Genomic DNA, 24,210 nt, shown 5'->3' with positions numbered 1-24,210 from the left:
CGTCAGGATGCCTTCGGCACGGCCGGCAACACCGGCTCCAGCGAACGCGGTTTGAACGTCGTGAACTTCACTGCCGGTGAACGGCCCTTGCGAGCACGCTTGCCGATGTTGGGCGCGAGCGACGCCCCCGAAAGCGTTTCGGACTGCACCTTGCCGCCACGGACTTCACCGTACACCGTGACCCCGGCCTCGCTGATCGGCACGGCCGACACAAGCGTCTGTTTGGCTTCCAGACCGATCAGTGTGACGCCACGGCCGCCGCCGGTGAGCGCCTTCATTTCTTCCATACCGAACACGAGCAGGCGCCCGTCGCTCGACAGACACGCTACCGCGCTTGCACCCGGCCAAATCGGTGTCGGAACCAACGGTTCAGCGCCTTCGTCGATCGTCATGAAAGACTTGCCCGCCTTCACGCGGCTGACCATGTCACCCAGCTTGGTCGTGAAACCGAAGCCGGCGGATGTCGCCAGCAGTAGCGCCTGCTCGCCCGAGGCCGCGTAGTAATGCAACAAGCGCGAACCGGATTCAAGCTCGATCAGCGAGGTGAGCGGCACTCCGTCGCCGCGACCGCCCGGCAACTGCGCCACGGCAACGGAATAGACGCGACCATTGCTGCCCCATGCAATCAGGGGATCGACGGTCCGGCATTCGAACGCGCCATACAACGAGTCGCCCTGCTTGAACGAGAAGCCCTGCGCATCCAGCCCATGGCCCTTGAGTGCGCGCACCCAGCCCTTCGCGGAGACCACGACCGTGACAGGTTCGTCTACGACGCGCGCTTCTGCGACGGCGCGCTTCTCTTCCTGAATCAACGTGCGACGCTCGTCGCCGAACTGCTTCGCGTCGGCTTCGATTTCCTTGATGATCAGGCGCTTCATTGTGCTTTCGTTGGCGAGCAACTCCTCGAGCTTGGCCTTCTCGTCACGCAACGCCGCGAGTTCCTGCTCGATCTTGATCGCCTCGAGGCGCGCCAGCTGACGCAAGCGAATTTCGAGAATGTCTTCGGCCTGACGCTCGCTCAATTTGAACGCGCTCATCAGGGCCACCTTCGGCTCGTCCGACTCGCGAATGATCCGGATGACTTCGTCGATATTCAGGAAGACGATCATCCGGCCTTCGAGAATATGGATCCGGTCGTCAACCTTGCCCAGGCGATGGCGCGAGCGACGTGTGACCGTCGCGAAGCGGAAGCCGATCCACTCGGTGATAATCTCGCGCAGGGACTTCTGCCCCGGCCGACCATCGGCGCCGACCATCACGAGGTTGACCGATGCGCTCGACTCCAGGCTGGTGTGCGCGAGCAGCATCGTGATGAATTCCTGCTGGTCGATGCGGCTCGACTTGGGCTCGAACACGAGACGCACGGGAGCATCCTTGCCCGACTCGTCGCGCACGGCGTCAAGCATGGCCAGCATCGATTGCTTCAGATTCTGCTGCTCGGGCGTGAGCGACTTTTTGCCCAGCTTGACCTTCGGGTTGGTCAGTTCCTCGATTTCCTCGAGCACCTTCTGGCCGGACGTGTTCGGCGGCAACTCATACACGACCGCCTGCCACTGCCCGCGTGCCATCTCTTCGATCTTCCAGCGCGCGCGCACCTTGAGGCTGCCACGCCCGCTTTCATAGGCGGCGCGAATTTCCGCTGCGCTGGAAATCAACTGACCGCCGCCGGGGAAGTCAGGCCCCTGAACGTGGGTCATCAGTTCGGCGTCGTCGAGCTTCGGATTGCGGATCAGGGCGACCGCTGCCGAGGCGACTTCGCGCAAGTTGTGCGAAGGAATTTCGGTCGCCAGGCCCACCGCAATACCCGACGCCCCATTGAGCAGCACGAACGGCAGGCGCGCCGGCAACAGCCGCGGCTCCTGCGTCGAGCCATCGTAGTTCGGCACGAAATCCACGGTGCCCGCGTCGATTTCGTCGAGCAGCAGCTTGGCGATCGGCGTCAAACGCGCTTCCGTGTAACGCATGGCCGCGGCGCCGTCACCGTCGCGCGAACCGAAGTTGCCCTGACCATCGATGAGCGGATAGCGCATCGAGAAGTCCTGTGCCAGGCGCACCAAGGCGTCATACGCCGACTGGTCCCCGTGGGGGTGAAATTTACCGAGCACGTCGCCGACGACCCGTGCCGACTTCACCGGCTTGGCATCGGACGCAAGGCCCATTTCGTTCATCGCGAACAGAATTCGGCGCTGTACAGGCTTCTGACCGTCGCAGACGTCCGGCAGCGCGCGGCCCTTGACCACGCTAATTGCGTAATCCAAATAAGCGCGCTCGGCATACGCGCCGAGCGTTAGCGTGTCGTCATCCGACGGTTGCGTAAAGAGATCTTCTACTTGTTCCATAAAACCTGTGGGTTTGCTGCGAACGTTTGGCGAGAGTTCGGGTGAACGTTGACCGCGAGATCATACCAAGCTCGCCGGCACATTTCGGCAAAAACGCGTACGAATACCAAAGCGAGAGGCAATTTGGGACGCGTAGCCGCGGAAACTTCCGGGACTCCGCCTACGTTTCGGACGATTCCGAAGGGTGATTTCCACGACGCGCCGGCGCGCCGTCGAGGGAGACGCGGGGGTATCAGTCGGTCGCGGGCGGCGTCGACAGTGCCGAAGGCGCCGAATCACGTACCGATGCGTTCGGCATGGTAGCAGGTACGACGGGCAAGCCCGACGGCGCCCCCAGGATGACGTGGATCCGGCCGTCGCGTGACCCGTTGATCCGCGCATTGCCGAGCTTTCCACCGCCGCCGCTGGCCTGAATGACGCCGTGGCCGGACGGCGCATCGAGCCCATCCGCGTTGAACCGCCGATAGAGTTCGAGTACCGCCGCAACGTAGTCCCGAGTCTCCGCATAGGGTGGGATCTGATCGTCATGACGCGCCACTGCGCCCTCACCTGCGTTGTAAGAGGCGAGCACCAGTTCCAGACGGTCGGGATATCGGGCTTGCAGATCGCGTAGGTAGCGAGCCCCTGTGAGCACGTTGGTGCGCGGATCGGCCAGCTTGTCGGCAACGGTGCGGCGCGCGTCGGCGCGTACGCCGTAACGCTCCCCGGTCGCCGGCAGCACCTGCATCAGCCCGACGGCGCCTTTCGGCGACACCGCAGCGCTGTCGAAACCCGACTCGGCCGCCATCACGGCCTTGAGCAGCGCGGCATCGACGTGGAACTTCTGCGCCGCCTGCGCGATCACCGGCGCCAGCTTTTTCAGATTGGGATGTCGTGCGAGCGCATCGTAGAGCCGCGAACGGTCGGCACCGCTCACCACACCTTGCTGTCGATTTGCCCGCAGGTCGACGTTGGCGCCATTGCCGACGACAAGCCGATAGCGCGCGTCGAGCTTGCGGGCCGCGAGATGTGCGACCCCATTTTCGTCGACGTAACCGTAGAGTTCGGCGTGCGCGAGGGGCGCCGCAGCAAGCAGCATGGCCGCCAGCGCGGAACCTGCGAGTTGCCGCAGAGAAAACGTTCGGCGGCGCGCGCTGACGCGTTCCGCCGTCGAGACATGGTTATTGCTGACCTTTGACATGCACCTTGATCGTCTGGCTCATGGCCGGACCGTACGACTGATGCGCACCGTTGGCGAATTGCATCGTCAACGTGTGATCGCCCGGCGTCAGATTGACGCTCGTCTCGGTCTGGCCTTTGCCGAAATGCAGGTGCGTGTCGTCGGTAGGAACGACCTGACCTGCCGGAACCGGGTCGCCGTCGATGATGAGGTGGTGATGCCCGGTGTCGGACGCCATATCGCCCACCGGTTTGATCGCCATCCCCTCGACGCCGAACTTGACCACCACCGGATTCGACACCGTCGCGCCATTGGTCGGTGCAACGAAGAAGACGCGCGACTGGGCCGATTGTGCCAACGCGTTAGCGCTTGCGCCAGCAATCAGCATGGGCACGAAAATGCAACGCATAGAACGCAACATAACGCGACTCCCGGTAGGATGAAGGTTGGATTATCCCACTATGTGAGCACTCACGCTGGTTTGCCCTGCGTGAGTGCGGCGAAAGCGTGCTTTCCTACGATGCCGATGCTCGGCTAACGCGGCTCAAGCGCCCAAGTGGCGCGCCTTTGCGAGGCCTTCCGGGTGAAGCGCTCAAATCGCGCTCACGGCGCTCACCACTCATGCGGCCCGTACTACGCTGACCACTCAAATGTCGGCTTCGACCTCGTTGCCCTTGGCTTCGAGCCAGCTGCGGCGCTGCGCCGCCTCGCCCTTGCCCATGAGCATGTTCATGCGCGCCACGGTTGCATCGAAATCAAGCTGGCCGAGCGATACGGGGCTCAAACGACGCGTATCCGGGTTCATGGTCGTCTCCCACAACTGCTCGGCGCTCATCTCGCCCAGCCCCTTGAAGCGGCTGATGGACCATGCCGTTTCCCGTACGCCATCCTTGCGAAGCTTGTCGAGAATCGCTTCGAGCTCGCCTTCGTCCAGCGCGTACAGCTTTTGTGCCGGCTTCTTGCCGCGCGCCGGTGCGTCGACACGGTACAGCGGCGGACGCGCCACATAGACGTGGCCTTTCGCGATCAACTGTGGGAAATGGCGGAAGAACAGCGTGAGCAGCAACACCTGAATGTGCGAGCCATCCACATCGGCGTCGGAGAGGATACAGATCTTGCCGTAACGCAGATTCGACAGATCGGGCGTATCGTTCGCGCCATGGGGATCCACACCGATCGCGACCGCAATGTCGTGAACTTCGTTATTGGCGAACAGACGATCGCGCTCGGTCTCCCAGGTGTTCAGGACCTTCCCGCGCAACGGCAAGATTGCCTGGAATTCCTTGTCACGCCCCATCTTCGCCGAACCGCCTGCCGAGTCGCCCTCGACCAGGAACAGTTCGTTACGCGTAATGTCTTCGGTTTCGCAGTCGGTCAGCTTGCCCGGCAACACGGCCACGCCGGAACTCTTCTTCTTCTCGATTTTCTGGCCGGCACGCGTGCGCGCCTGCGCCTGCCGAATCACGAGTTCAGCCAGCTTCTTGCCGTGCTCGACGTGATGATTGAGCCACAGTTCGAGCGCGGGACGCGTGAACGACGAGACCAGACGCACGGCGTCCCGGCTGTTCAGGCGCTCCTTGATCTGCCCCTGGAACTGCGGATCGAGCACCTTGGCCGAGAGCACGAACGACACGCGGGAAAACACGTCTTCGGGCAGCAGCTTCACGCCCTTCGGCTGAAGATTGTGGAGCTCGATGAAACCGCGAACCGCCTGAAACAGCCCTTCGCGCAAGCCCGACTCGTGCGTGCCGCCCGCGGGCGTGGGAATCAGGTTGACGTACGATTCGCGCACCTGTGCGCCGTCTTCCGTCCATGCCACGACCCACGCTGCCCCCTCGCCCTCGGCGAAGCTGTCTTCGCTGCCGTCGGCAAAACGTTCGCCTTCGAACAACGGAATGAGCGGCTCGGCACCGCCCAGTGATTCGACGAGATAACCCCGCAGCCCATGCTCGTAGAACCACGTTTGCTCTTCGCCGTTCTTTTCCTGGCGCAACGTCACACGCACGCCCGGCAGCAACACGGCCTTCGAGCGCAGCAAGCGTTGCAGTTCGCCCAACGGCAACGCGGGGCTATCGAAGTACTTCGCATCCGGCCAGACGGTCACGCGCGTGCCGCTCTTTTTCTCGCCGCGTTGCGCCGCACGCGAATGCAGCGCCACATTGACGTTGCCGCCGTCGGCGAACTCGAGCTCGGAGACTTGCCCATCACGCCAGACCGTCACGGCCAGACGCGTTGCCAGCGCGTTCGTCACCGACACGCCGACCCCGTGCAGGCCGCCGGAGAACGTGTAGGCGCCCCCAGCCGCCTTGTCGAACTTCCCGCCGGCGTGCAGACGCGTGAATACGATTTCGACGACCGGCACCCCTTCTTCCGGGTGAATGCCGACCGGAATGCCGCGGCCGTCGTCCTCGACGCTCACCGAACCGTCCTTGTTCAGCGTGACGAGGATCTGTTTGCCGTAACCGCCCAACGCTTCGTCCGACGCGTTGTCGATCACTTCCTGAATGATGTGCAGCGGGTTTTCGGTGCGGGTGTACATGCCCGGACGCTGCTTGACCGGCTCAAGGCCCTTGAGCACCTTGATGGAGGCTTCGCTGTATTGGGCAGGCGAATTTTTTTTCGACATAGCGTGACTGAATTGGGGTTCCACGCCCGCCGATTATCCACATTTCCTGTGGACAACCACGGGGAAAACCCATTAACACATGACAAAAGTGACGCCGGATCAACGACTTGTGTTGCGGCGCCCAGATAATGGGCACTCAGGGGGCGCACGGCGCCGGAGCGGTGTCCGGCAAGCACGTCGCATCCGATGAATCGCGGCCTATTGTACTGTCACTCGCGATGCGGTCCAGAGACATCGCCGAGCGCCACATCGCGTCGAACTCGTGTTCGCCCGCTTAGAACTCGCTTCCCACTCGCTTCCAACGAAATGCGGCCGGAAAGCCGGCCGCCGATACTGTGCGAACTCGCGAGGCGAACTGACGTACTTCCTTACCTGCTCCCTTACTTGCTCCCTTACCTGCTCCCTCAGGTGCTCTCGCCGCGCTGCTTGGCTTCGAGCACTTCCCAGCGTTCGAGCGCTTCGAGCAACTCCAGTTCAATCGCCTCGAAACGTTCGGACAATGCCGCCCCCGCTGCCGGATCTTTCACAAAGATTGCCCCGTCCTCGATCTTCGCGGCGGCCTCCTTCTGCTCGTTTTCCAGCGCAGCGATACGCGCCGGCAGCCCATCGAGTTCGCGCTGCTCCTTGTAACTGAGCTTCACGGTGCGGTTCGTGCCGCGCTTCGGTGCACTGGCCGTTTCCTTGACGGCCTCCTCGGCCGGCGCACGTTGCGCCGCAAGGGCGGCCGATCGCTCGCTCTGCACCTGCCAATCGGTGAAACCGCCCACGTACTCGCGCCAGTTTCCGTCGCCCTCGGCCGCAATGACCGAGGTCACCACGTTGTCGAGGAACGTACGGTCGTGGCTCACGAGGAACACGGTGCCGTTGTACTCCTCCAGCAATTCTTCGAGCAGTTCGAGCGTCGGGATGTCGAGGTCGTTGGTTGGTTCGTCGAGCACCAGCACGTTGGCGGGCCGCGCAAACAAGCGCGCGAGCAACAGCCGGTTGCGCTCGCCGCCGGAGAGCGACTTCACCGGCGAGCGCGCCCGCTCCGGTGAAAAGAGAAAGTCGCCGAGATAGCTCATCACGTGCTTGCGCGTGCCGTTGATCTCGATCCAGTCGCTGCCCGGGCTAATGGTGTCGAGCAGGTTGCGCTCGGGATCGAGTTGCGCACGCATCTGATCGAAGTACGCGACCTGCAGGTTCGTACCAACACGAATCTGACCGCTGTCGGGCTGGATCTCACCGAGAATCAGCTTGAGCATGGTCGTCTTGCCCACACCGTTCGGTCCGACCAGGCCGACCTTGTCGCCACGCATGAGCGTTGCGGAGAAGTCGCGCACGATGGTGCGTCCGCCATACGCCTTCGTTACATTGATTAGCTCTGCGACGATCTTGCCGGACTTCTCGGCCTGCGCCACGTCCATGCGCACATTGCCTTGCTGCTCACGACGCTCGGCACGCTCGTTGCGCATCGTCTTCAGACGCTCGATACGGGACACGCTGCGCGTGCGGCGCGCCTCGACGCCTTTTCGAATCCACACTTCTTCCTGCGCGAGCAACTTGTCGAACTTCGCGTTCTCCACGCGCTCGATTTCCAGCTGTTCGGCCTTGCGTTCCTGATACTGCGTGAAATTGCCCGGGTACGAGAGCAGGCGGCCGCGGTCGAGCTCGACGATGCGGGTGGCCACGCGGTCGAGGAAGCTCCGGTCGTGCGTGATGAAGAGCAGTGCACCGCGATAGTTGATGAGCAACTCTTCGAGCCAGCGGATGGCGTCGAAATCGAGGTGATTGGTCGGCTCATCGAGCAGCAGCACATCGGGCTTGGCGACCCACGCCTGTGCAAGCGAAACACGTTTTTGCATCCCGCCGGACAACGCACCGACGCGCGCATGTCCATCGAGACCGAGCTGGGCGATCGTCGTCTCGACGCGAGTCTTGAGTTGCCACGCATCGGCGGCGTCGAGCGACGACTGGAGCGTATTCAGGCGCGCCAGCAACGCGTCGTGCTCCGGCCCCTCGGGGGCAACGGACAGCGCCTGCGCCGTGTGGTCGTATTCGGAGAGCAGCCCGTGCGCGTCGCCGAGACCCGATGCCACGACGTCAAACACCGACTGCTCGGGATCGAATACGGGTTCCTGCGGCACGTACACCGTGTGCAAGCCCGCCTGACGCGCCACGAGACCATCGTCGGGGGACGTAAGGCCCGCCACGATCTTGAGCAACGAGGACTTGCCGGCGCCATTACGGCCGATAAGCCCGACGCGCTCACCAGCTTCGAGCGAAAAATCGGCATTGTCGAGCAATGCCAGATGACCGAACGCCAGTTGGGCGCCCGTGATGGAATACAAGGCCATGTGTCGGGGAACGCGTGAACTACGATGAGAGGTATTGTAGTGCCGGGCGCGACGGCCCGGCCGATATTGCGGTGAACTTCGGCGACAGTATCACTGTGCCGGCGCCGGCGCACGCACCATTTCGATGTGCAGGATGCCGTCTTCGTCGTACGGCTCGCTTGCCTTGACGAAGCCGAAGCTGCCGTAAAAGGCTTCCAGATGCGCCTGAGCGCCAATACGCAGCGCGACGTGCGGCCACTGGACTTCGGCAATCGCAACTGCTCGCGCGAGCAATTCGCGGCCCAGTCCGGTACCTCGGTGGGACGACGCGGTGATCACGCGTCCGATCGATGCTTCTTCATACGCCAGTCCGGGCGGCAACAAGCGCAGATAAGCAGCAATCTGCGGCACACTCGACGCGTGCGCCGCGACTTGTGCGACGAGATGCAGGCTATGCAGATCGCGCCCGTCGATGTCCTGATAGGGACATTGTTGCTCGACGACGAACACCGCATTGCGTGCGGCCAGGATGCGATAGAGCAGCGCACTGCCCAGTTCGTCGAACGTCTTGCACATCCATTCCATTAGCGAATCTCCAGCCTTTGCGGTGCGGCATTGCCGCACGACGAAAGGCGGGACTATAGCACCGTCGCAAAGCGACGATGCCGGGATCGCGCACATGAAGTCATGGGGGAAGCAACGCGACGAGCGAGGATCGCGCGTCGGACTTACTGGTAGTAGACGATGCCTTGCTCGATGTCGGCACGCGCGTTGCGCTCGGCGTCGTCGAGGGCGTTACCTTGTGTGGCGAAGCCGTAGGCGCTTTGCACCTGGTAGGCCCCGACTTTTTCCAGGCCCTGATGCGTCGGGCGGTGAATCTCGTAGAACGCGTCCCAACGGGCGTTGTCTCGCTCGACAGCATGGACGCTGTACTGGAATTCCTGATATTGCGATGTTTTCATTTTGTATCCTTCTTTACTGCAAAAATATGACTAATAACTATCCCTCTCGAATCGGCTTACGGTGTTGAGAGTGCAAAGTTGCACAAATGTTTCCGTGAAGTGCACGCAGCGTAGCTATCAAATGTGTCAGTTACGCGACATGGACGTGACTGACATGCGACAAACCGGTCTGCGGAACGTGGTACGCGGCGCAAGACCGCGTGCGCACCGACATCGCGCCAAGCAAAGCGCAATACGGGTGCTCTGAGATGCAACTTCCTGTTCGGGGAATGAAGCCAACCGTTCGTTCGTAACGGCGGCGGAAGAACGTTGTAGCGTTCCCATTGGCCTATTGCCAACATACGTCGTGCGGCACATCTGTAGTGATTTTCGCGCCACACGTTGACTCACACCCGAGACATTGACTACCGGGCGATTTTTGTCACGTGACTGCACTCACGAGGCCCGAAGTTGACGGACAGATGAATGCAGTTGGCGAATAATAGCAGAAAAGCGAGACGCTTGCACCAAGGTGCGTCGCCCCGCCACCGCTCGCCCGCTTACGTCGCCACCACGCGACGTCCTTCATGCTGCGTCGCCACGCCGGCGCCGTCCACTCACGTCGGTGCGCCCGCGTCGTCCATTTGGCGCAACACCCAGTACATGTAGCCCGCGAACGCGCCAAAAATGAGGTGTCCGGCCAACATCGCCCAGCCCCGGGACTCCATGAACCACGGGAAAATCTGCGTCATGACGTAGAAGTTCACGATGTACACGACCAAACCGAAAACGCCACCGGCGATCGACACGGTCACGATGTCCGAATCCAGCCGGAATGGCGCAATGATCGCCCCCAGAACGATGCCAAGTACCACGCCGATCGCGGCATGGACCAGCAACGCCATGGCCACGATCGACACGTCGAACGTGGCGGGCTGATTCAGAATGCCCGGTCCGAAGACAATGGCCGCGACCATTCGGGGCGGCACCCATGGGCTCTGCCCCGTGACGAGCAGCACCATGAGCATTTCCACGGCAGAAAAGAAGGCGCAGGCCACAAAGCCGGCAACGGCAGCCGCGGCCCAGTCCGGCGAGCGGTGCGTATAGCGGTGGGAGCTGAGATGCAGTTCCATGATCTCCTCCGTTGAGGGTGCCTCACAGAGCCGCCGGCACGACCGGCAGTGTCTCCAGCATAGGACACAATCCGGGAAACGTCTGTGGTCGGGACGCCCGTATTCCTATACTTGCCGGTATGCCTCGCATCGGGCGGGGTCTTCAGGGAGGTGTCCTATGGCTAACACATCCAGCTTTCTCGCACTCCTCGTGAGCATCGTCCTCGTCGGCGTACCGGTGTGGCGCATTCTGACCCGGCTCGGCTATTCGCCGTGGCTTACCGTGCTGGTCTTCATTCCGATCGTCAACATCATTTCCCTGTGGCTCCTTTCCTACGCCAACTGGCCTAGTCAGCGGACCTCGGTTCAAACGACCTGAAGGCTCGACATGGGCTTGGGACCGGCATCACGACCTGATGCCGCGTCGACGCTCGCCCGTGGTGCAATGCGGTACGGTAGAATATTCGCCAAACTCCGAACACTGGACAGGCATGAGCACAGAGCTGAACGCGGCATCCAATTTCATCCGCAACATCATTGACGAGGACAACCGCTCGGGCAAATGGGGCCAGCGCGTCGAAACGCGCTTCCCGCCGGAGCCGAACGGTTATCTGCACATCGGTCACGCAAAGGCCATCTGCGTGAATTTCGGCATCGCGCGCGATTACGACGGCGTGTGCCATCTGCGCTTTGACGATACGAACCCCGAAAAGGAAGAAACCGAATACGTCGACTCGATCATCGACATGGTCAAGTGGCTCGGTTTCAGCTATCAAACGCCGCAGAAGGAACATCTCTATTTCGCCAGCGACTATTTCGAACAGCTCTATCAGGCTGCCGAAATTCTGATCCAGCGCGGCAAGGCATACGTCGACAGCCAAAGCGCCGAAGACATGCGAACCAATCGCGGCACGCTGGTCGAGCCGGGCAAGGATTCGCCGTTCCGGAACCGTACGGTCGAGGAAAATCTGGATCTCTTTCGCCGCATGCGCGCCGGTGAGTTCGCCGACGGCACACACGTCCTGCGCGCCAAGATCGACATGGCCTCGCCGAACATCAATCTGCGCGACCCGGCCATTTACCGTATCCGTCACGCCCATCACCATCGTACGGGCGACGCGTGGTGCATTTACCCGATGTACACGTACGCGCACCCGCTCGAAGACGCCATCGAGAACATCACGCACAGCCTGTGCACGCTGGAGTTCGAAGATCAGCGCCCGTTCTACGACTGGGTGCTCGGTGAACTCGCGGACGCCGGCATGTTCACTCGTCCGACGCCGCAACAGATCGAATTCGCCCGTCTGCAACTGACCTACGCGATTACGAGCAAGCGCAAGCTGCGTCAACTGGTCGATGAGAAGCACGTCGACGGCTGGGACGACCCGCGCATGCCGACGCTGGTCGGCCTGCGCCGCCGCGGATTTTCGCCCGAAAGCCTCCAGTTGTTCTGCGAGCGCATCGGCGTGGCCAAGTCGGCCTCGTGGATCGACATGAGCATTCTCGAGCAGGCACTGCGCGACGACCTCGACCCGAAGGCGCCGCGTGCAACCGCCGTGCTCGATCCGCTCAAGCTCATCATCGACAACTATCCGGAAGGAAAGCAGGAAGATTGTCAGGCACCGGTCCATCCGCATTTCCCTGAGCGCGGCATGCGTACGTTCCCGATTTCGCGGGAACTGTGGATCGAACGCGAAGACTTTCAGGCCGAGCCGGTCAAGGGCTTCTTCCGCCTGTTCCCCGGCAACAAGGTGCGCCTGCGCTACGGTTACGTTGTGGAATGCACGGGCTTCGACACCGATGCTGACGGCAACGTCACTGCCGTGCACTGCAATTACTTCGAAGACAGCCGCTCGGGCACGCCGGGCGCCGACAACTACAAGGTCAAGGGCAACATCCACTGGGTGAGCGCACCGCACGCGCTGGCTGCGGAAGTGCGTATTTACGACCGCCTGTTCCTCGATCCGAATCCGGATGCCGGCGACAAGAATTTCCTCGACGCCATCAATCCGAACGCCAAGCGAGTCACGCAAGCCTATGTCGAACCGGGCATGCTGAATTTCGCACCGGAAGACCGCGTACAGTTCGAGCGCCACGGCTACTTCGTTGCCGACCGTCACGACTCAGTGCCGGGCAAGCCGGTGTTCAACCGCATCGTTTCGCTCAAGGACAGCTGGGCCGTGAAGCCCGCCAAGGGGGGCGGCAAGTAAGCCGCCACATCCGCGCGTCATCGCACGAAACCCGCGCCTCAGTGCGCGGGTTTTGTTTTTCCGGCGCACAAGGCGCGCCTTGCGAGCGAGCACGGCCTTGTGGCAAATACCGACTATAAGACGCCGGCGAGCCCGGCTGAAACCGTTCGGCGTAAGCTCGCCTCCAACGCTCCCGGCCCGGTGCGTCATTCAGCGCCTCATCGATGATGTGCGCGACGTTGGCCCGCGAGCGCCATTCCCGTTTGACGTTCCGTGTCGTTGCGCTTTAATGCGCTACATTGCGCGCCTCGCCGCTGCCACCGCCCATGCCCCAGTCTCACTCGCGCACCGTCCCCGCCACACCGAGCACCGCCGCATCGCCCGGAGCGAGCGCCCTTGCGTCATTGACCCGCGAGCGCCGCTGGCTGATACATAAACGCCGCTGGCTGCTCGCCGAGCTGAGGGCAACGACCGCGAGCTTTGCGCAGATCTATTTCGTACCGTCGGCGGGCATGGGAGTCCTGCTGTTGGCAGTCGTTGCCCTGGCCGACCTGCCTGCCGCGTTGACAGGCTTCGCCGCAAGCATTGCCGGATCGGCGTGCGCCATCGCCCTGCGGCTCGCTCCCGCGCAACGTCGGTCGGGGTTATTAGGTTACAACGCGGCTTTGACGGGCGTGGCCTTCGCCGCCTTGTGGCAACCTGATGAGACCTTTACCGCCTGGCTAGCCGTTTGCGTCGGGATGAGCGTCGTGCTGACGGCGGCACTGACCCGTTACCGGGTACCGGCGCTGACCGGACCGTTCGTCGCTGTCATGACCCTTTCGTGGGCCCTGCAATCCTGGCTGCACCTCACACCGCGGCACGGGGCCCCGGGCTGCGACGCCGGCGGGCCGGGTTTCGTCTTCTGTTCAGTGGGGCAAGTCGTCTTCATTGCACCGTTCGTGCTGGGACTGCTGACCTGGTATCTGCTCGCGCTATGGAACGCGCGCGCCACCCTATGGGCGCTGGCCTCCGGCACGGCGATCTGGGCGATTTTCAGCCTGTTGACCACTGTCTGGCCCGCACTCGCGTCGCAGGCCGGCGGTATCGGGGTCAACGCATTTCTCGCAGCCCTTGGATTGGGCGTTTTCGGACGACGTCCCAACGTGCGTCTGGTCGGCGCTGCGCTGGCGGCAATGATCTGCGTTGTGCTGGGGCATTGGCTTGAGCCGTCGGGATGGCCGTATTTCACGCTCCCGTTCAATCTCGCCGTCTGGACCGTATTGATGTTGACGAAAGCGCCCGGGCAGACCGTCCGGCCATAAAAAACCCAAAAAAATGCCCGGAACGCTCAGTTCCGGGCACTCGCTCAACGCGAACCCCGTGGTTCGAAGCTGCCGTCTGCGCGGCGAAGGATTCTCTCCAGCTTCCCCGTGTGGTTTTGGCCTGCCCTTTGCTCGTATCCGAGCATTTTGAGCACATCTATTGTTGTACTGCTTCCTCCCTGACGCCCACTAACGCCCCCCGACGTTGCGAACCGATATCGAAGCCCAGGCCTCTTGCGTGCCATAAGCGTATCAACGGCTGATTCCGGAAAAAGTTGACGGGGGTATACACGGATGAACGCGGCGGATGAATGCGCCGGATGAACGTGGTGGACAAATGCGACAGAAAACGGCGTCGGGTCCCAGCGACGGATCACGGCACGCGAATCGCCGTGACCGGATCGACAGGCGTCAATCGCCCGCGATTCCCCGGATCAACGCCGTTCGCGCTAGCCCGCGGACCGCCGCCCCTGCTTTTGCCCGGCCGCCCCGCGGAAGCTTGCGCAAACTCAATGGCCCAAAGCGTCGTCGTCCGGCCTGCCGGACACCCCAGGCATCTTCACCACCGCGTATCGGGCCAGCGTTTCCTTGCGCGCCACGTCGTGGGCGACCAGCGGCTGCGGATACTCACGGCCCAGGGTCACATTGGCTTCGGTCAGCGTCAGCGCATCCGCACGCCACGGCGCATGAATCGCCTTGTCCGGCAAATGAGCCAGTTCCGGCACGTACTTTCGGATGAAGCGCCCCTGCGGGTCGAACTTTTCCGACTGCGTGACCGGGTTGAAGATACGGAAATAGGGCTGTGCGTCACACCCCGTGGACGCCGCCCATTGCCACCCCCCGTTATTCGCCGCCAGATCGAAGTCGTTCAGTTGACGCGCGAAGTACGCCTCTCCGCGACGCCAGTCGATGCCCAGGTCCTTGACCAGAAAGCTGGCAACCACCATTCGCAGCCGGTTGTGCATGTAGCCGGTCTGATTGATCTGGCGCATCGCGGCGTCGACCAACGGATAGCCGGTCCGCCCCTCGCACCACGCCTGGAAATTCTCATCCGCCGTCTTGCCCGACGCCCATTCGATCGCGTCGTAGGCGGGCTTGAACGCGTTGCCGACAACTCGCGGATGATGGTGCAGGATCATGAAATAGAACTCCCGCCAGATCAGTTCGTTCAGCCACGTTCTCGCGCCATTTCCGGCGTCGCCGCCACGTTGCATGGCCGCGTGCGCCTCTCGGGTGAGCGTGCGAATCGACACCGTCCCGAACCGCAAATGGACCGACAGGTAGCTCGGCCCGCGCACGGCGGGGAAATCTCGTCGCTCGTGATAATGCGACATGCGCGGCAGAAAATCCTCCAGCAACTGACGTGCCCCTGACTCACCCGCCGCAATCGCGATCCGGCGCGAGGCGGGTACGTCGAAACCCAGAGCCTCCATGGACGGGACCTTGCCTTCCCCCTGAGGCAGTTTGGCCAGGCGCTTCAGATCGGACTCGCGACCATGCGGTGCGAGGTCCACTGCACTCACCTGCTTGAGCCAAGCGCGCGAATACGGCGTGAAAACGGTGTACGGTTCGCCCTGCGCCGTCAGGATCTCGTTCATGTCGAAGATCACCTGATCCTTGAGTGTCTCGAACGCAATGTCTGCGTCTTCAAGCGTTCGTGCGACGGTTCGGTCGCGCGTGAGCGCATCGGGCTCATAATCCCGCCCGGCAAAGACCACCTGCACGCCAAGCGCTTGCGCCAGCGCGGGAATTTCCACAGCCGGGTCGCCGTGCCGCACGATAAGCCCGCCGCCCGCCCGGGCAAACGTTTCGGCCAATTCGCTCACGCTCTCATGAATGAATGCCACGCGCCGGTCGTCACGTGGAAGCGCGTCGAGAAGGGTCGTGTCGAAGACGAACACGGGATAGACCTCGGCGCACGACGCGAGCGCCTGCGCCAGCGTCGCGTTATCCGAGCAGCGCAAATCGCGCCGCAGCCAAACCAGCCCTTTGTGAAATTCGCTCATGTCTGATTGGCGCGACACTCGCACGCCTTGATCCGGTGAAATCGCAGATATCTTCGCGGCATTCAGGACGAATCCGCCAAATCCCGTACCATAGCGAGATCGTGGACTTTACGCCATCGGCCTCGCTGACTTCATGACTCGGAAGTTTCCGATTTTGGCCCGCGCCCGCCATGTTGCGCCGGCCCTGTGCAGCGTCGCTGCCGCCCTGATTCTGGTGGGTTGCGCCGCGCCCGCTCAGCCCCCGTCCGGTGCATCGGCATCACGTCAGCCGGCCCCGGACACCGCAGCCGTGCGCGAACGGCATTTGGCTGCCGCCGACGCGGCCGCCGACCAATATCGCACCTGCCTCTACGGTCACGTCGCCCGCTACGTCAACCTGGTGCCCGACCCTATCCGGCTGGCCGACGAAGCGGCCGCCGAGTGCGCTCCGATTACCGAACGGTTCCGGCGCGAGCGTCAGGCGGCGATCGCGACGTACACCTCGGCATCCGACGCCGCCCAACAAGCCGACGCCGCGACGCTCAGCCTGCGAACCGACGGGTTGCGGGTCGCTCGCGCACGCGCCACGGAGTTGCGCGCGCTTCAGTGAAGCGGAACGTGTGCCCGCATCGGGCATTCGGATTGACCGTTGATTACGTAGTCACCCGAACGTGCTTTCCCTAATCGGGCAAGCCCCGATTGGCGAAATACCAGCAGGTGACCAAAATGAAATCGCCCTCTTACGTCCTTTTGGGGGTACTGCGACAACGTCATTTGCCCGCTTCGGCGGGCATTTTTCTTCGGTATCCGCAGGATTCTGTCCAGACGTTCAGGCAAAGGGGGCAGCGATGTGCGTCTTTCGCATTAGCCGCGTGGAGGTGACTTGTCGTCGTGCGCATGCGGCGCCGACGCGTGCGCGTCGGTTGACGGACTGTCCGGCTCGTCGTGCCCCAGCCAACGGTGCGCGAGCGATTCGATTCGCCCGCCGAGCGCCAGCACGATAAGCAGCAATATCATCGCCACCAGCGCGATATGCCAACGCCCCAAACCGCAAATAATGCCGATCCCGGTCGTGCTCCACAGCGCCGCAGCTGTCGTAAAGCCGTGCACCGACGCGCCATGACTCGGCCGGATGATGCAACCCGCTCCCAGAAACCCGATGCCGGCGACGATTCCCTGCACCACCCGGCTCACGGACGAGCTGTCGTAAGGCAGGGCCGTTCCGGGAAACGGCACCACGGCGAGCACGAACAGGGCCGAGCCGAACGAGACGATCGCAAGCGTTCGCAAACCGACCGACTTGTGATGCAGATTCCGGTTGAGCCCGACAAGTCCGCCAAGTATCAATGCCGCCGTGAGCCGCAATGTGACTTCGATGATCTCAGCCATCCCTCACCTCGCTCGTCTGCGCGATTTATATCTGTGTCGACGCATTATCGCCCGACGACGGGCCAATTTGCGTAGTGTCATCCCAGTCGTCGAACAATCGCAGTTGGCGCGTTGCCTGCGCTTCGAGCATGCGCACGCCAACGCCCAACAATCTGACCGGGCGGCGTTTGCGCCCCACGGCTTGCGCCAGCAATTCACGGCACTGCGCCGGGTCCACACCCAGTGCGCCGGCCTCCGCCGTCGTTCTCGAAAAATCGGCGAAGCGAATTTTGACGAAGACCTTGGCGATAGCCAGCGGCTCGCTGCGACGCGCCCGCCCGATGCGCTCGGCCAACTGACGAAGCAGCCGCGCCAGTGCCGTCTCACACTCGGCCAGCGTTCGCAGATCTCGCGTGTAAGTGGTCTCCACACTGATGGATTTGCGTTCACGGTCCGGACTGACCTCGCGGTTATCGATGCCTCGACAGCGCTCGTAGAGTCGCTGGCCGAAAACGCCAAAACGTTCGGTGAGATCCACCATTGAATGGCCGCGCAGATCAGCACACGAATCGACGCCGAGCGCACGCAACTTCTCGGCCGTCACCTTGCCCACCCCGAACAGCCGTTCGACCGGCAGCGCCGCGACGAACGCATCGACTTCGCCCGGTTTCACGACGAACAGCCCGTCGGGCTTGCGCCAATCGCTGGCGATCTTGGCGATGAACTTGTTGGGGCCCACGCCCGCGGACACCGTCAGACCGACCTCCGCGGCAATACGTGCCCGGATTTCGCGAGCGATTAACGTGGCCGACCCTCCGCAACGCTGGCTGTCGGTCACGTCGAGGTAGGCCTCGTCGAGCGACAACGGTTCGACGAGTTCGGTGTAATCCCGATAAATCGCCATGATCCGTCTCGACGCTTCCTGGTATCGGTGCATCGACGGCGCAATGATGCGCAAGTCCGGGCAGAGTTTGACTGCCTGTGCGGACGGCATGGCCGAGCGTACGCCGAACGCCCGCGCTTCGTAATTGCAGGTGGCGACCACGCCGCGCTGATCCGGCTGACCGCCGACCGCCAACGGAATACCGCGCAGCGACGAGTCGTCACGCATCTCGACGGAAGCGTAAAAACAATCGGCGTCGCAATGAATGATCTTGCGCAGTGAGGTGGTCATGGTAAGCGGCGAAAACACTGTGCAAATATACAGCATTTGCGCATTTTTCGCGCTCCATCCGTGACATCGCCGCGTACGATCCTATCGCGCCGATGTCACGTCATCGCACGGGCAAGAATTGAAGAAACTGCGCGCCAAGCAAATTCTGTACGTAGCCGATGCCCGCGCGCCGGTACTTCTCGTCCAGCATCTCGGCAAGAAGATCCAGCCGGCCGATGACTTTTCCGAACTCGCGCTCGAAGCTGACATTGCGGACGTCGGCGATTTCGTTGGCCAGCAACAGCGGTTTTCCGGCCATGTCGCGTCGGCTAGCCAGCAGCCAGGCGGCAATTTCCACGTTGCGCGCGGCATTGTAGATGCGCTGTGCGTCCAGCCCGTCGCTCAGATAGAACACGGTGGTACCGCCGTGCGCAGCAATGATCGTGTCCGAAAGACTGAAGACGAACGCCGCCACGCGGTCGCCGCCGAACGCCGGGTCGAGCGAAAGCGACAATGCCCGCACGTCGCGCAAGTCCTTCAAATCCGTCAGCGTGCGACGCCCCTCAATGGCGGCGCGCAGCTGTGACATGGCGTCGGCCTGAGTCGCCGCCCCGCCCTTGCGCCACTCCCGCGGGTTGCGCTTGTAGAGCTTGTCCGCCAGCAGATACAGGCTCTCCAGGTTCGCCCGCATACCCAGCGTCGCCATGCGGTTGATATCCGTTTGCGCAAGATCCGCGGTCGTCATCGACGTCGAGCGCACCTTGCCGCGATCGACCGGCGCGTCCTGATACGACGCACAACCCGCACACATCACGACGCCACCCATCGCAATGACGGCAACCGCCATCGGAAGGTGTCGCATAGCGTGAGGCAGCGAATGTCGTCGTCTTGGCAAAGCGAGCCGTCGGGTCATGAGAAAGTCGTTTTGAGTCAGCAAAGACTCTACGCGATCGACGCCCTCGCTTCGCGCCCGCCATGCCTGAAAAATTGTGACATTCGGTAACGCCAGTCGGTAATGCCATTCGGTAGCGCCATTCGGTAGCGCCATTCGTGAACGCCATTCAATACGCGCGTCCTTGCACCCGCACCGGATCAAATCTCACCGATCTACGAGACTTACGGAAATAGTGCATCGCGGGCGCTCGCAAACAATGGATGCGCCATCGCCTCTTCCAGCCGAAGCACTGGCGTCACACAACAATCCGCATCGGCGAACCTTGCCGTCCACTCGGCCTGTGATGCGCTGGCGAACACGGCAGCCAGCTCCGCGCGAAGCGCCGCCGCATCCTTGCCCCCCACTGCTTGTCCGAGCGTCCAATGGCGCATCTTCCAATCGCTACGCCCCAACACATCGCACAGCGTCTCCCAGAACTTCAACTCAAGCGCCCCCACAGCCATGTATCGACCATCGAGCGTGCGGTAGACCTGATAGCAAGGCACGCCCCCGTTGAGCAGGTCGGTCCCCGCGCGCGACACATGCCCCTGGCGGTGCAGCGCCACCGCCGGAACGAGATTGGAGCGAAACACCTCATGCGTCATGGAAATGTCGAGCCAACGCCCGCGCCCCGTGCGTTGCGCCGACACGAGTGCAGCCAGCACGGATTGCACTGCCGCCTGTGCTCCGCCGTACAGGTCACCGATCTGAAAGTTCGGGATGATCGGAGCGTCGCCTGCATCGCCGAGTTGGTCGAGCACGCCCGCGTAGCCGATATAGTTGATGTCGTGTCCGGCCGCCTGCGCCATCGGCCCTTGCTGGCCATAGCCTGAGATCGACGCCATGACCAGCGACGGCCGGATGCGGGCCAGCGTTTCGAAGTCGAAACCGAGGCGCGCCATCACGCCCGGCCGGAAGCCTTCGAGCAGGATGTCCGCATGAGCAATGTGCGCCAGAAAGGTGGATCGGTCGGCATCTCGCTTGAGGTCGAGCCGCTCCACCGCCTTGCCTCGATTGAGCAGGCGCCAGAATGCGCTCGGCGGGCTTTGCCCATCGCCAAGCATCATCTCGCGGGCATAGTCCCCTGCCCCCTTGTCTTCGATCTTGATGACGTGTGCGCCCATCTCCGCCAGACGCAGCCCGGCAAGCGGACCGGGCAGGAGACGCGTGAGATCCAGAACCGTCACGCCCGACAGGGGACGCTCGGGCGGCTGAGCGGGCGTGGACGATTCACGGGCACTGGCAAAGTCGGGCGATGGGGTCATGGCGGGCAAGTGGTTGACGGCGAATAGGCTCACCGTACCGCGCCCGAGCCCTGCGCCGCAAGCGGGTAACACGCCGACGCGACTCGGACATTTCCGAAAACCGCCGTGCTACCCGCGACCCGCGCCATCGCTCCAAAAAACGGGACCGGCCGCATCGGCCGAATCGGCAGAATCTGCCGAACCGGATGCATCGTCCGGCATCGGCCCGAGCGCCGGTCCCGCCACCACCCCCTCGCGCAACAGGCGCGAAATCTGGCTATCGAGGTATCCCAGATCCCGCAGAATGTCGTTTGTGTGTTCCCCAGCCGCGGGCAACGGCATACGCGCCGGCAACCGCTGCCCGGCCATGGTGATGGGCAGCAGCGGCACCTGCGTGGACTCGCCATCCTCCGTCATCAATTCGCCCAGGCCGCCGCTCTCGCGCAAGTGCGGATCGTCGAACAGCGCCTGCGGTTTCACGATGGGCGCGAACGGCAAGCCGTGACGCTCAAAGGCCGCTGCCAGATAGCTCGCGTCGAAACCCTGCATCATGTCGCGCAACAGCGGAATCAACCAGTCGCGGGCGAGCACGCGATCGTTGTTGGTCGCCAGCCGGGGATCCTCCGCCAGATCATGGCGGCCGAACACATCGCAGAAAATTCGCCACTGCGAGTCACTCACCACGGCAAGGAATATCTGAACCCCGTCTCTCGCCGTGAATACGTCGTAAATGCCCCAGGCCGACACGCGTGCCGGCATCGGATCGGGCGCCACACCGGTGACGGCGTACTGCTGCATATGCTGCGCCGCGAGCAGTACGCAATTCTCGAAAAGCGCGCCCTGCACCTCCTGACCGCGCCCTGTCGTCTTACGCTCGTAGAGGGCCGCCATGGCCGCGAGCGCGCCGAACACGCCGCCCATGATGTCGTTGACAGAGGTCCCCGCGCGCAGCGGTTGTCCCGGCGGGCCGGTCATATAGGCAAGCCCCGCCATCATCTGTACGACCTCGTCGAGCGCGGTGCGCGCGGCATAAGGCCCGGGCAAGAATCCCTTTAGCGACACATACACGAGCGCCGGATTCAGGCGCGACAACGTTGCGTAGTCCAGACCGATCTGCCGCATGCGACCGGGCTTGAAGTTCTCGGTCACCACGTCCGACGCACTCACCAGTCGCAGAATCAACTCTCTGCCTTCCGGTCGGTTGACGTCGACAGCGAGGCTCCGTTTGTTGCGGTTGAATGTGCGAAAAAAGCCGGCACCGGTCCCGAGCAGTCGGCGCGTGGCATCGCCGCCCACGGGTTCGACCTTGATGACATCGGCGCCGAGATCGCCGAGGACCATGCCGCACGCGGGCCCCATGACCATGTGAGAAAACTCCACGACGCGAATGCCTTTTAACGGCATCGGCGTCGCAGGGGACGCTTCCTGCATTGGCTACCCTCCCAAACTCGCTCGCGACGTCTCATCGCTTGGCCGCACCGTCTGGTCAACTGAATGAGATGCGAAGCCATCGCGTCTTAGTTGATCGAAGCCGACGATGTACCCCGCCAGAGCACTCGCCGCCACGGTCGCAGGACTGCCCAGCCACATCTGCCCCGGTCCGGAACGCCCGGGGAAATTCCGGTTCTGGGCGCTAATGACAACGTCGTGCGGTGTCCTGGAGACACCGGGACCTGCATTGACGCATGCGCCGCATCCGGGGGCGAGCATGGTCACGCCCGCCGCCTTGAACACATCCGCGTACCCTTGTGATTCACACCACGCGCGCACGTCCTCGCTGCCATATTGGAGATAGAACTGAACGCCATCGGCGACGCGATGGCCTTGAGACAGTCCCCACGCGAGCACGTCGTGACAGGCTCGCAGGTCCTCGCGCTTGCTGCCGGTGCACGATCCGCCATAGGCGATGTCGATGGGCACGGCCGCCGACAACTCGGCCAACGCCACACCATTGCCGGGATCGCCGGGGCTCGCGACCATGGCGCCCAGCGCCGCGCAGTCAATTTCGATGACGTGGGCGTACGATGCTTGCGGATCGCTCGTCATCCAAGCATCCAACGTGATATCGATGCCTCGCCGCTCACGCAAGTAGCGGACAGTCTCGGCGTCCGGCGCCACCAATCCGGTGAGTCCACCGATCTCGGCCACCATATTGGTCAGCGTGGCGCGCTCGTCCGTCGACAGGTGCGTCACCGCCTCGCCTGCAAACTCGATGATCTGGCCAATGGCTCGACCGTCTCGGATGTAGGGCAGATGGAGCAAATGCAACGCGAGATCCTTGGCACCGACGCCCGCAGGCAGACGCGAACGCAAGTGGACGAGGCACGTGCCCGGCACCGCGAGTCGCGCATCCCCGGTGAGCCATGCATTGGCCATTTCGGTAGCGCCTACGCCGAATGCGAAGGCGCCGACCGCCCCGCAATGAGGTGTGTGAGAATCCGTGCCGACGACCACTTGGCCGGGGAGTGCGTAGCGTTCGAGCATCAGCGCATGGCAGATGCCTTCCGAGCCGCCGCCCGCGACTCGCCCGTGCAGCCGCACCCCATGTTGCGCACAAAACGCCTGTTGCACGCTGCCCAGACGTTGTGCGGCATCGACGATCGGCGTCGACGAACTCGCGTCTGCGGGCACGGCATCGAGCTGGGTGAGGTGATCTTCGAAGCACAGAATCGATGCCGGATCGCGCAAGTTGGGCACAGCGTCGCCGAACGCATGCCGCAGAAAGCTCACGGCCATCGGCGTCACGTATTCATGAGAGAAACGCCAGTCCGCGGGGACGAACACCGCGTCTCCCGCGCGTACGCGATTAACGCCAAGCGCCCTCGCAATGATCTTTTCGCCGTAGGTCATGGGCCCCGTGACATGCGCAGGTCGCGGCGGCGACGTCTTGCCCGACAACCGGCGTCGCGTATAGCCGAACAGCCCTGCGCTGCGCACGATTTCTTCGCCCAGCGGGTCGCAATCTTCGAGAAATGCTTCGATCGGAATGGCCTCGCCTGCCTGCAACCGCTCAGCCAGCGAAAGGTCGGTAGACATCAGCAGGCCGAGGTTCTGGCAGTTCTGTGCATAAATGCGCTCGAAACTCTCGGCGATCACAATGCGAATGCCAGCACACCACTCGGCAAACGGACTGGCTTCGCGCGACGATCCCTTGCCTCGTCGGAACCCGGCGACCGATAGCGCGAAACCGCCGTCACGCACCGCCTTCGGCTTGACCGGGAACACGCCGGCCGGGTCGCCCGTCTCGTCATGGCATCGCAGCCCGACATAGACGTAGTCGCCAAGCGATTCGTCGAACGCCAGACATGCGCGCGCCGGCGTCATTTCGTCGGTGGAGATCTGGTCGCGCAGCGGAGCCGCCTCGGCTCGCGTCAACGTTTCCCCCGCCAATTGGCGGCTCATCGCTTCGGCACGGTCGCTCAACCAGAGCACCCGTCCTTCCAGTCGCACGGTGGCTTGCATGAGATCGCTCCTCGAATGGTCCCGCATGGGGTCACCCGTTTCGATCGCAAGTTACGTGCCCATTAAACCGGCGGCAGCG

At 62.9% G+C, this 24,210-nt stretch carries 19 protein-coding genes; 4 read left to right on the top strand and 15 right to left on the bottom strand.

Going from position 1 to position 24,210, the window contains the following annotated elements; genetic code table 11:
• Positions 1-2: 2 nt before the first annotated feature.
• From parC to UC34_RS08635, 8 genes are all read right to left on the bottom strand, one after another.
• Entirely contained in the window at positions 3-2,339 is a 2,337-nt protein-coding gene (gene parC / locus UC34_RS08670) for a DNA topoisomerase IV subunit A (protein ID WP_044455226.1), read from the bottom strand.
• 232 nt (positions 2,340-2,571) lie between these two features.
• A complete protein-coding gene (locus UC34_RS08665; protein ID WP_072617448.1) occupies positions 2,572-3,519 on the bottom strand; it encodes a lytic transglycosylase domain-containing protein in 948 nt (315 codons plus the stop codon).
• Complete coding sequence (locus tag UC34_RS08660; protein WP_044457921.1) at positions 3,500-3,907, bottom strand: DUF4399 domain-containing protein; 408 nt, start codon at positions 3,905-3,907, stop codon at positions 3,500-3,502. The genes UC34_RS08665 and UC34_RS08660 overlap by 20 nt, the downstream gene beginning before the upstream one ends.
• 237 nt (positions 3,908-4,144) lie before the next feature.
• The gene (locus tag UC34_RS08655) at positions 4,145-6,124 is read right to left on the bottom strand and encodes a DNA topoisomerase IV subunit B (RefSeq protein WP_044455225.1); all 1,980 of its coding nucleotides are present in this window, start codon (positions 6,122-6,124) and stop codon (positions 4,145-4,147) included.
• A 404-nt stretch (positions 6,125-6,528) separates the two neighbouring features.
• Positions 6,529-8,460 (bottom strand): ribosomal protection-like ABC-F family protein, encoded by a 1,932-nt coding sequence (abc-f, locus tag UC34_RS08650; RefSeq protein ID WP_044455224.1) that lies wholly within the window; start codon positions 8,458-8,460, stop codon positions 6,529-6,531.
• Between the two features lie 90 nt (positions 8,461-8,550).
• The gene (locus UC34_RS08645) at positions 8,551-9,024 is read right to left on the bottom strand and encodes a GNAT family N-acetyltransferase (protein ID WP_044455223.1); all 474 of its coding nucleotides are present in this window, start codon (positions 9,022-9,024) and stop codon (positions 8,551-8,553) included.
• 143 nt (positions 9,025-9,167) lie between these two features.
• Entirely contained in the window at positions 9,168-9,401 is a 234-nt protein-coding gene (locus tag UC34_RS08640; protein ID WP_044455222.1) for a hypothetical protein, read from the bottom strand.
• A 596-nt stretch (positions 9,402-9,997) separates the two neighbouring features.
• Positions 9,998-10,513 (bottom strand): ABC transporter permease, encoded by a 516-nt coding sequence (locus UC34_RS08635; protein WP_044455221.1) that lies wholly within the window; start codon positions 10,511-10,513, stop codon positions 9,998-10,000.
• Positions 10,514-10,670: 157 nt separating this feature from the next.
• Between UC34_RS08635 and UC34_RS08630 the strand changes: the two genes are divergently transcribed.
• The 3 genes from UC34_RS08630 (at position 10,671) to UC34_RS08620 (ending at position 13,985) form a co-directional block, all read left to right on the top strand.
• Complete coding sequence (locus tag UC34_RS08630; protein WP_044455220.1) at positions 10,671-10,871, top strand: hypothetical protein; 201 nt, start codon at positions 10,671-10,673, stop codon at positions 10,869-10,871.
• A gap of 112 nt (positions 10,872-10,983) precedes the next feature.
• Positions 10,984-12,702, top strand: coding sequence for a glutamine--tRNA ligase/YqeY domain fusion protein (locus UC34_RS08625; RefSeq protein WP_044455219.1), 1,719 nt, complete (start codon positions 10,984-10,986; stop codon positions 12,700-12,702).
• A 305-nt stretch (positions 12,703-13,007) separates the two neighbouring features.
• Entirely contained in the window at positions 13,008-13,985 is a 978-nt protein-coding gene (locus UC34_RS08620; RefSeq protein WP_084070470.1) for an urea transporter, read from the top strand.
• Between the two features lie 509 nt (positions 13,986-14,494).
• On the opposite strand, the gene UC34_RS08615 is transcribed toward UC34_RS08620, so the two are convergent.
• On the bottom strand, positions 14,495-15,991 hold the full coding sequence (locus UC34_RS08615) for a cryptochrome/photolyase family protein (RefSeq protein WP_044455217.1): 1,497 nt from the start codon (positions 15,989-15,991) through the stop codon (positions 14,495-14,497).
• Between the two features lie 133 nt (positions 15,992-16,124).
• On the opposite strand from UC34_RS08615, the gene UC34_RS08610 reads away from it, so the two are divergent.
• Positions 16,125-16,580, top strand: a complete 456-nt coding sequence (locus UC34_RS08610) for a hypothetical protein (RefSeq protein WP_044455216.1) — start codon at positions 16,125-16,127, stop codon at positions 16,578-16,580.
• 254 nt (positions 16,581-16,834) lie between these two features.
• Here UC34_RS08610 and UC34_RS08605 read toward each other — a convergent pair whose 3' ends face one another.
• The 6 genes from UC34_RS08605 to UC34_RS08580 form a co-directional block, all read right to left on the bottom strand.
• A complete protein-coding gene (locus UC34_RS08605) occupies positions 16,835-17,359 on the bottom strand; it encodes an MgtC/SapB family protein (protein WP_044455215.1) in 525 nt (174 codons plus the stop codon).
• A 25-nt stretch (positions 17,360-17,384) separates the two neighbouring features.
• Positions 17,385-18,512: a DNA polymerase IV gene (dinB, locus tag UC34_RS08600; RefSeq protein ID WP_063389878.1), complete on the bottom strand. Its 1,128-nt coding sequence runs from the start codon at positions 18,510-18,512 to the stop codon at positions 17,385-17,387.
• A 100-nt stretch (positions 18,513-18,612) separates the two neighbouring features.
• Positions 18,613-19,338 carry a hypothetical protein gene (locus UC34_RS08595; protein ID WP_237165283.1) on the bottom strand — a complete coding sequence of 242 codons (726 nt, stop codon included), beginning with the start codon at positions 19,336-19,338 and terminating at the stop codon, positions 18,613-18,615.
• 269 nt (positions 19,339-19,607) lie between these two features.
• Entirely contained in the window at positions 19,608-20,690 is a 1,083-nt protein-coding gene (locus tag UC34_RS08590) for a CaiB/BaiF CoA transferase family protein (RefSeq protein WP_044455213.1), read from the bottom strand.
• A gap of 108 nt (positions 20,691-20,798) precedes the next feature.
• A complete protein-coding gene (locus UC34_RS08585) occupies positions 20,799-22,100 on the bottom strand; it encodes a CaiB/BaiF CoA transferase family protein (protein WP_044455212.1) in 1,302 nt (433 codons plus the stop codon).
• Positions 22,101-22,103: 3 nt separating this feature from the next.
• Positions 22,104-24,131, bottom strand: a complete 2,028-nt coding sequence (locus tag UC34_RS08580; RefSeq protein ID WP_063389824.1) for an aconitase family protein — start codon at positions 24,129-24,131, stop codon at positions 22,104-22,106.
• Positions 24,132-24,210: the final 79 nt, after the last annotated feature.

The sequence above is a fragment of the Pandoraea vervacti genome, assembly GCF_000934605.2.
Lineage (GTDB): Bacteria > Pseudomonadota > Gammaproteobacteria > Burkholderiales > Burkholderiaceae > Pandoraea > Pandoraea vervacti.
The sequence above is the reverse complement of the archived record's forward strand: the minus strand, read 5'-3'. Positions and strand labels throughout refer to the sequence as shown.

Bases quoted from the DNA above. Each gene is read 5' to 3' on its own strand.
- UC34_RS08610 (WP_044455216.1), top strand. From the start codon at position 16,125: ATGACTCGGAAGTTTCCGATTTTGGCCCGCGCCCGCCATGTTGCGCCG.
- UC34_RS08655 (WP_044455225.1), bottom strand. From the start codon at position 6,124: ATGTCGAAAAAAAATTCGCCTGCCCAATACAGCGAAGCCTCCATCAAG.
- UC34_RS08640 (WP_044455222.1), bottom strand. From the start codon at position 9,401: ATGAAAACATCGCAATATCAGGAATTCCAGTACAGCGTCCATGCTGTC.
- UC34_RS08620 (WP_084070470.1), top strand. From the start codon at position 13,008: ATGCCCCAGTCTCACTCGCGCACCGTCCCCGCCACACCGAGCACCGCC.
- UC34_RS08660 (WP_044457921.1), bottom strand. From the start codon at position 3,907: ATGCGTTGCATTTTCGTGCCCATGCTGATTGCTGGCGCAAGCGCTAAC.
- abc-f (WP_044455224.1), bottom strand. From the start codon at position 8,460: ATGGCCTTGTATTCCATCACGGGCGCCCAACTGGCGTTCGGTCATCTG.
- UC34_RS08595 (WP_237165283.1), bottom strand. From the start codon at position 19,338: ATGGCGGTTGCCGTCATTGCGATGGGTGGCGTCGTGATGTGTGCGGGT.
- UC34_RS08615 (WP_044455217.1), bottom strand. From the start codon at position 15,991: ATGAGCGAATTTCACAAAGGGCTGGTTTGGCTGCGGCGCGATTTGCGC.
- UC34_RS08645 (WP_044455223.1), bottom strand. From the start codon at position 9,024: ATGGAATGGATGTGCAAGACGTTCGACGAACTGGGCAGTGCGCTGCTC.
- UC34_RS08630 (WP_044455220.1), top strand. From the start codon at position 10,671: ATGGCTAACACATCCAGCTTTCTCGCACTCCTCGTGAGCATCGTCCTC.
- dinB (WP_063389878.1), bottom strand. From the start codon at position 18,512: ATGACCACCTCACTGCGCAAGATCATTCATTGCGACGCCGATTGTTTT.
- UC34_RS08580 (WP_063389824.1), bottom strand. From the start codon at position 24,131: ATGCAAGCCACCGTGCGACTGGAAGGACGGGTGCTCTGGTTGAGCGAC.
- UC34_RS08590 (WP_044455213.1), bottom strand. From the start codon at position 20,690: ATGACCCCATCGCCCGACTTTGCCAGTGCCCGTGAATCGTCCACGCCC.
- UC34_RS08635 (WP_044455221.1), bottom strand. From the start codon at position 10,513: ATGGAACTGCATCTCAGCTCCCACCGCTATACGCACCGCTCGCCGGAC.
- parC (WP_044455226.1), bottom strand. From the start codon at position 2,339: ATGGAACAAGTAGAAGATCTCTTTACGCAACCGTCGGATGACGACACG.
- UC34_RS08605 (WP_044455215.1), bottom strand. From the start codon at position 17,359: ATGGCTGAGATCATCGAAGTCACATTGCGGCTCACGGCGGCATTGATA.
- UC34_RS08585 (WP_044455212.1), bottom strand. From the start codon at position 22,100: ATGCAGGAAGCGTCCCCTGCGACGCCGATGCCGTTAAAAGGCATTCGC.
- UC34_RS08665 (WP_072617448.1), bottom strand. From the start codon at position 3,519: ATGTCAAAGGTCAGCAATAACCATGTCTCGACGGCGGAACGCGTCAGC.
- UC34_RS08625 (WP_044455219.1), top strand. From the start codon at position 10,984: ATGAGCACAGAGCTGAACGCGGCATCCAATTTCATCCGCAACATCATT.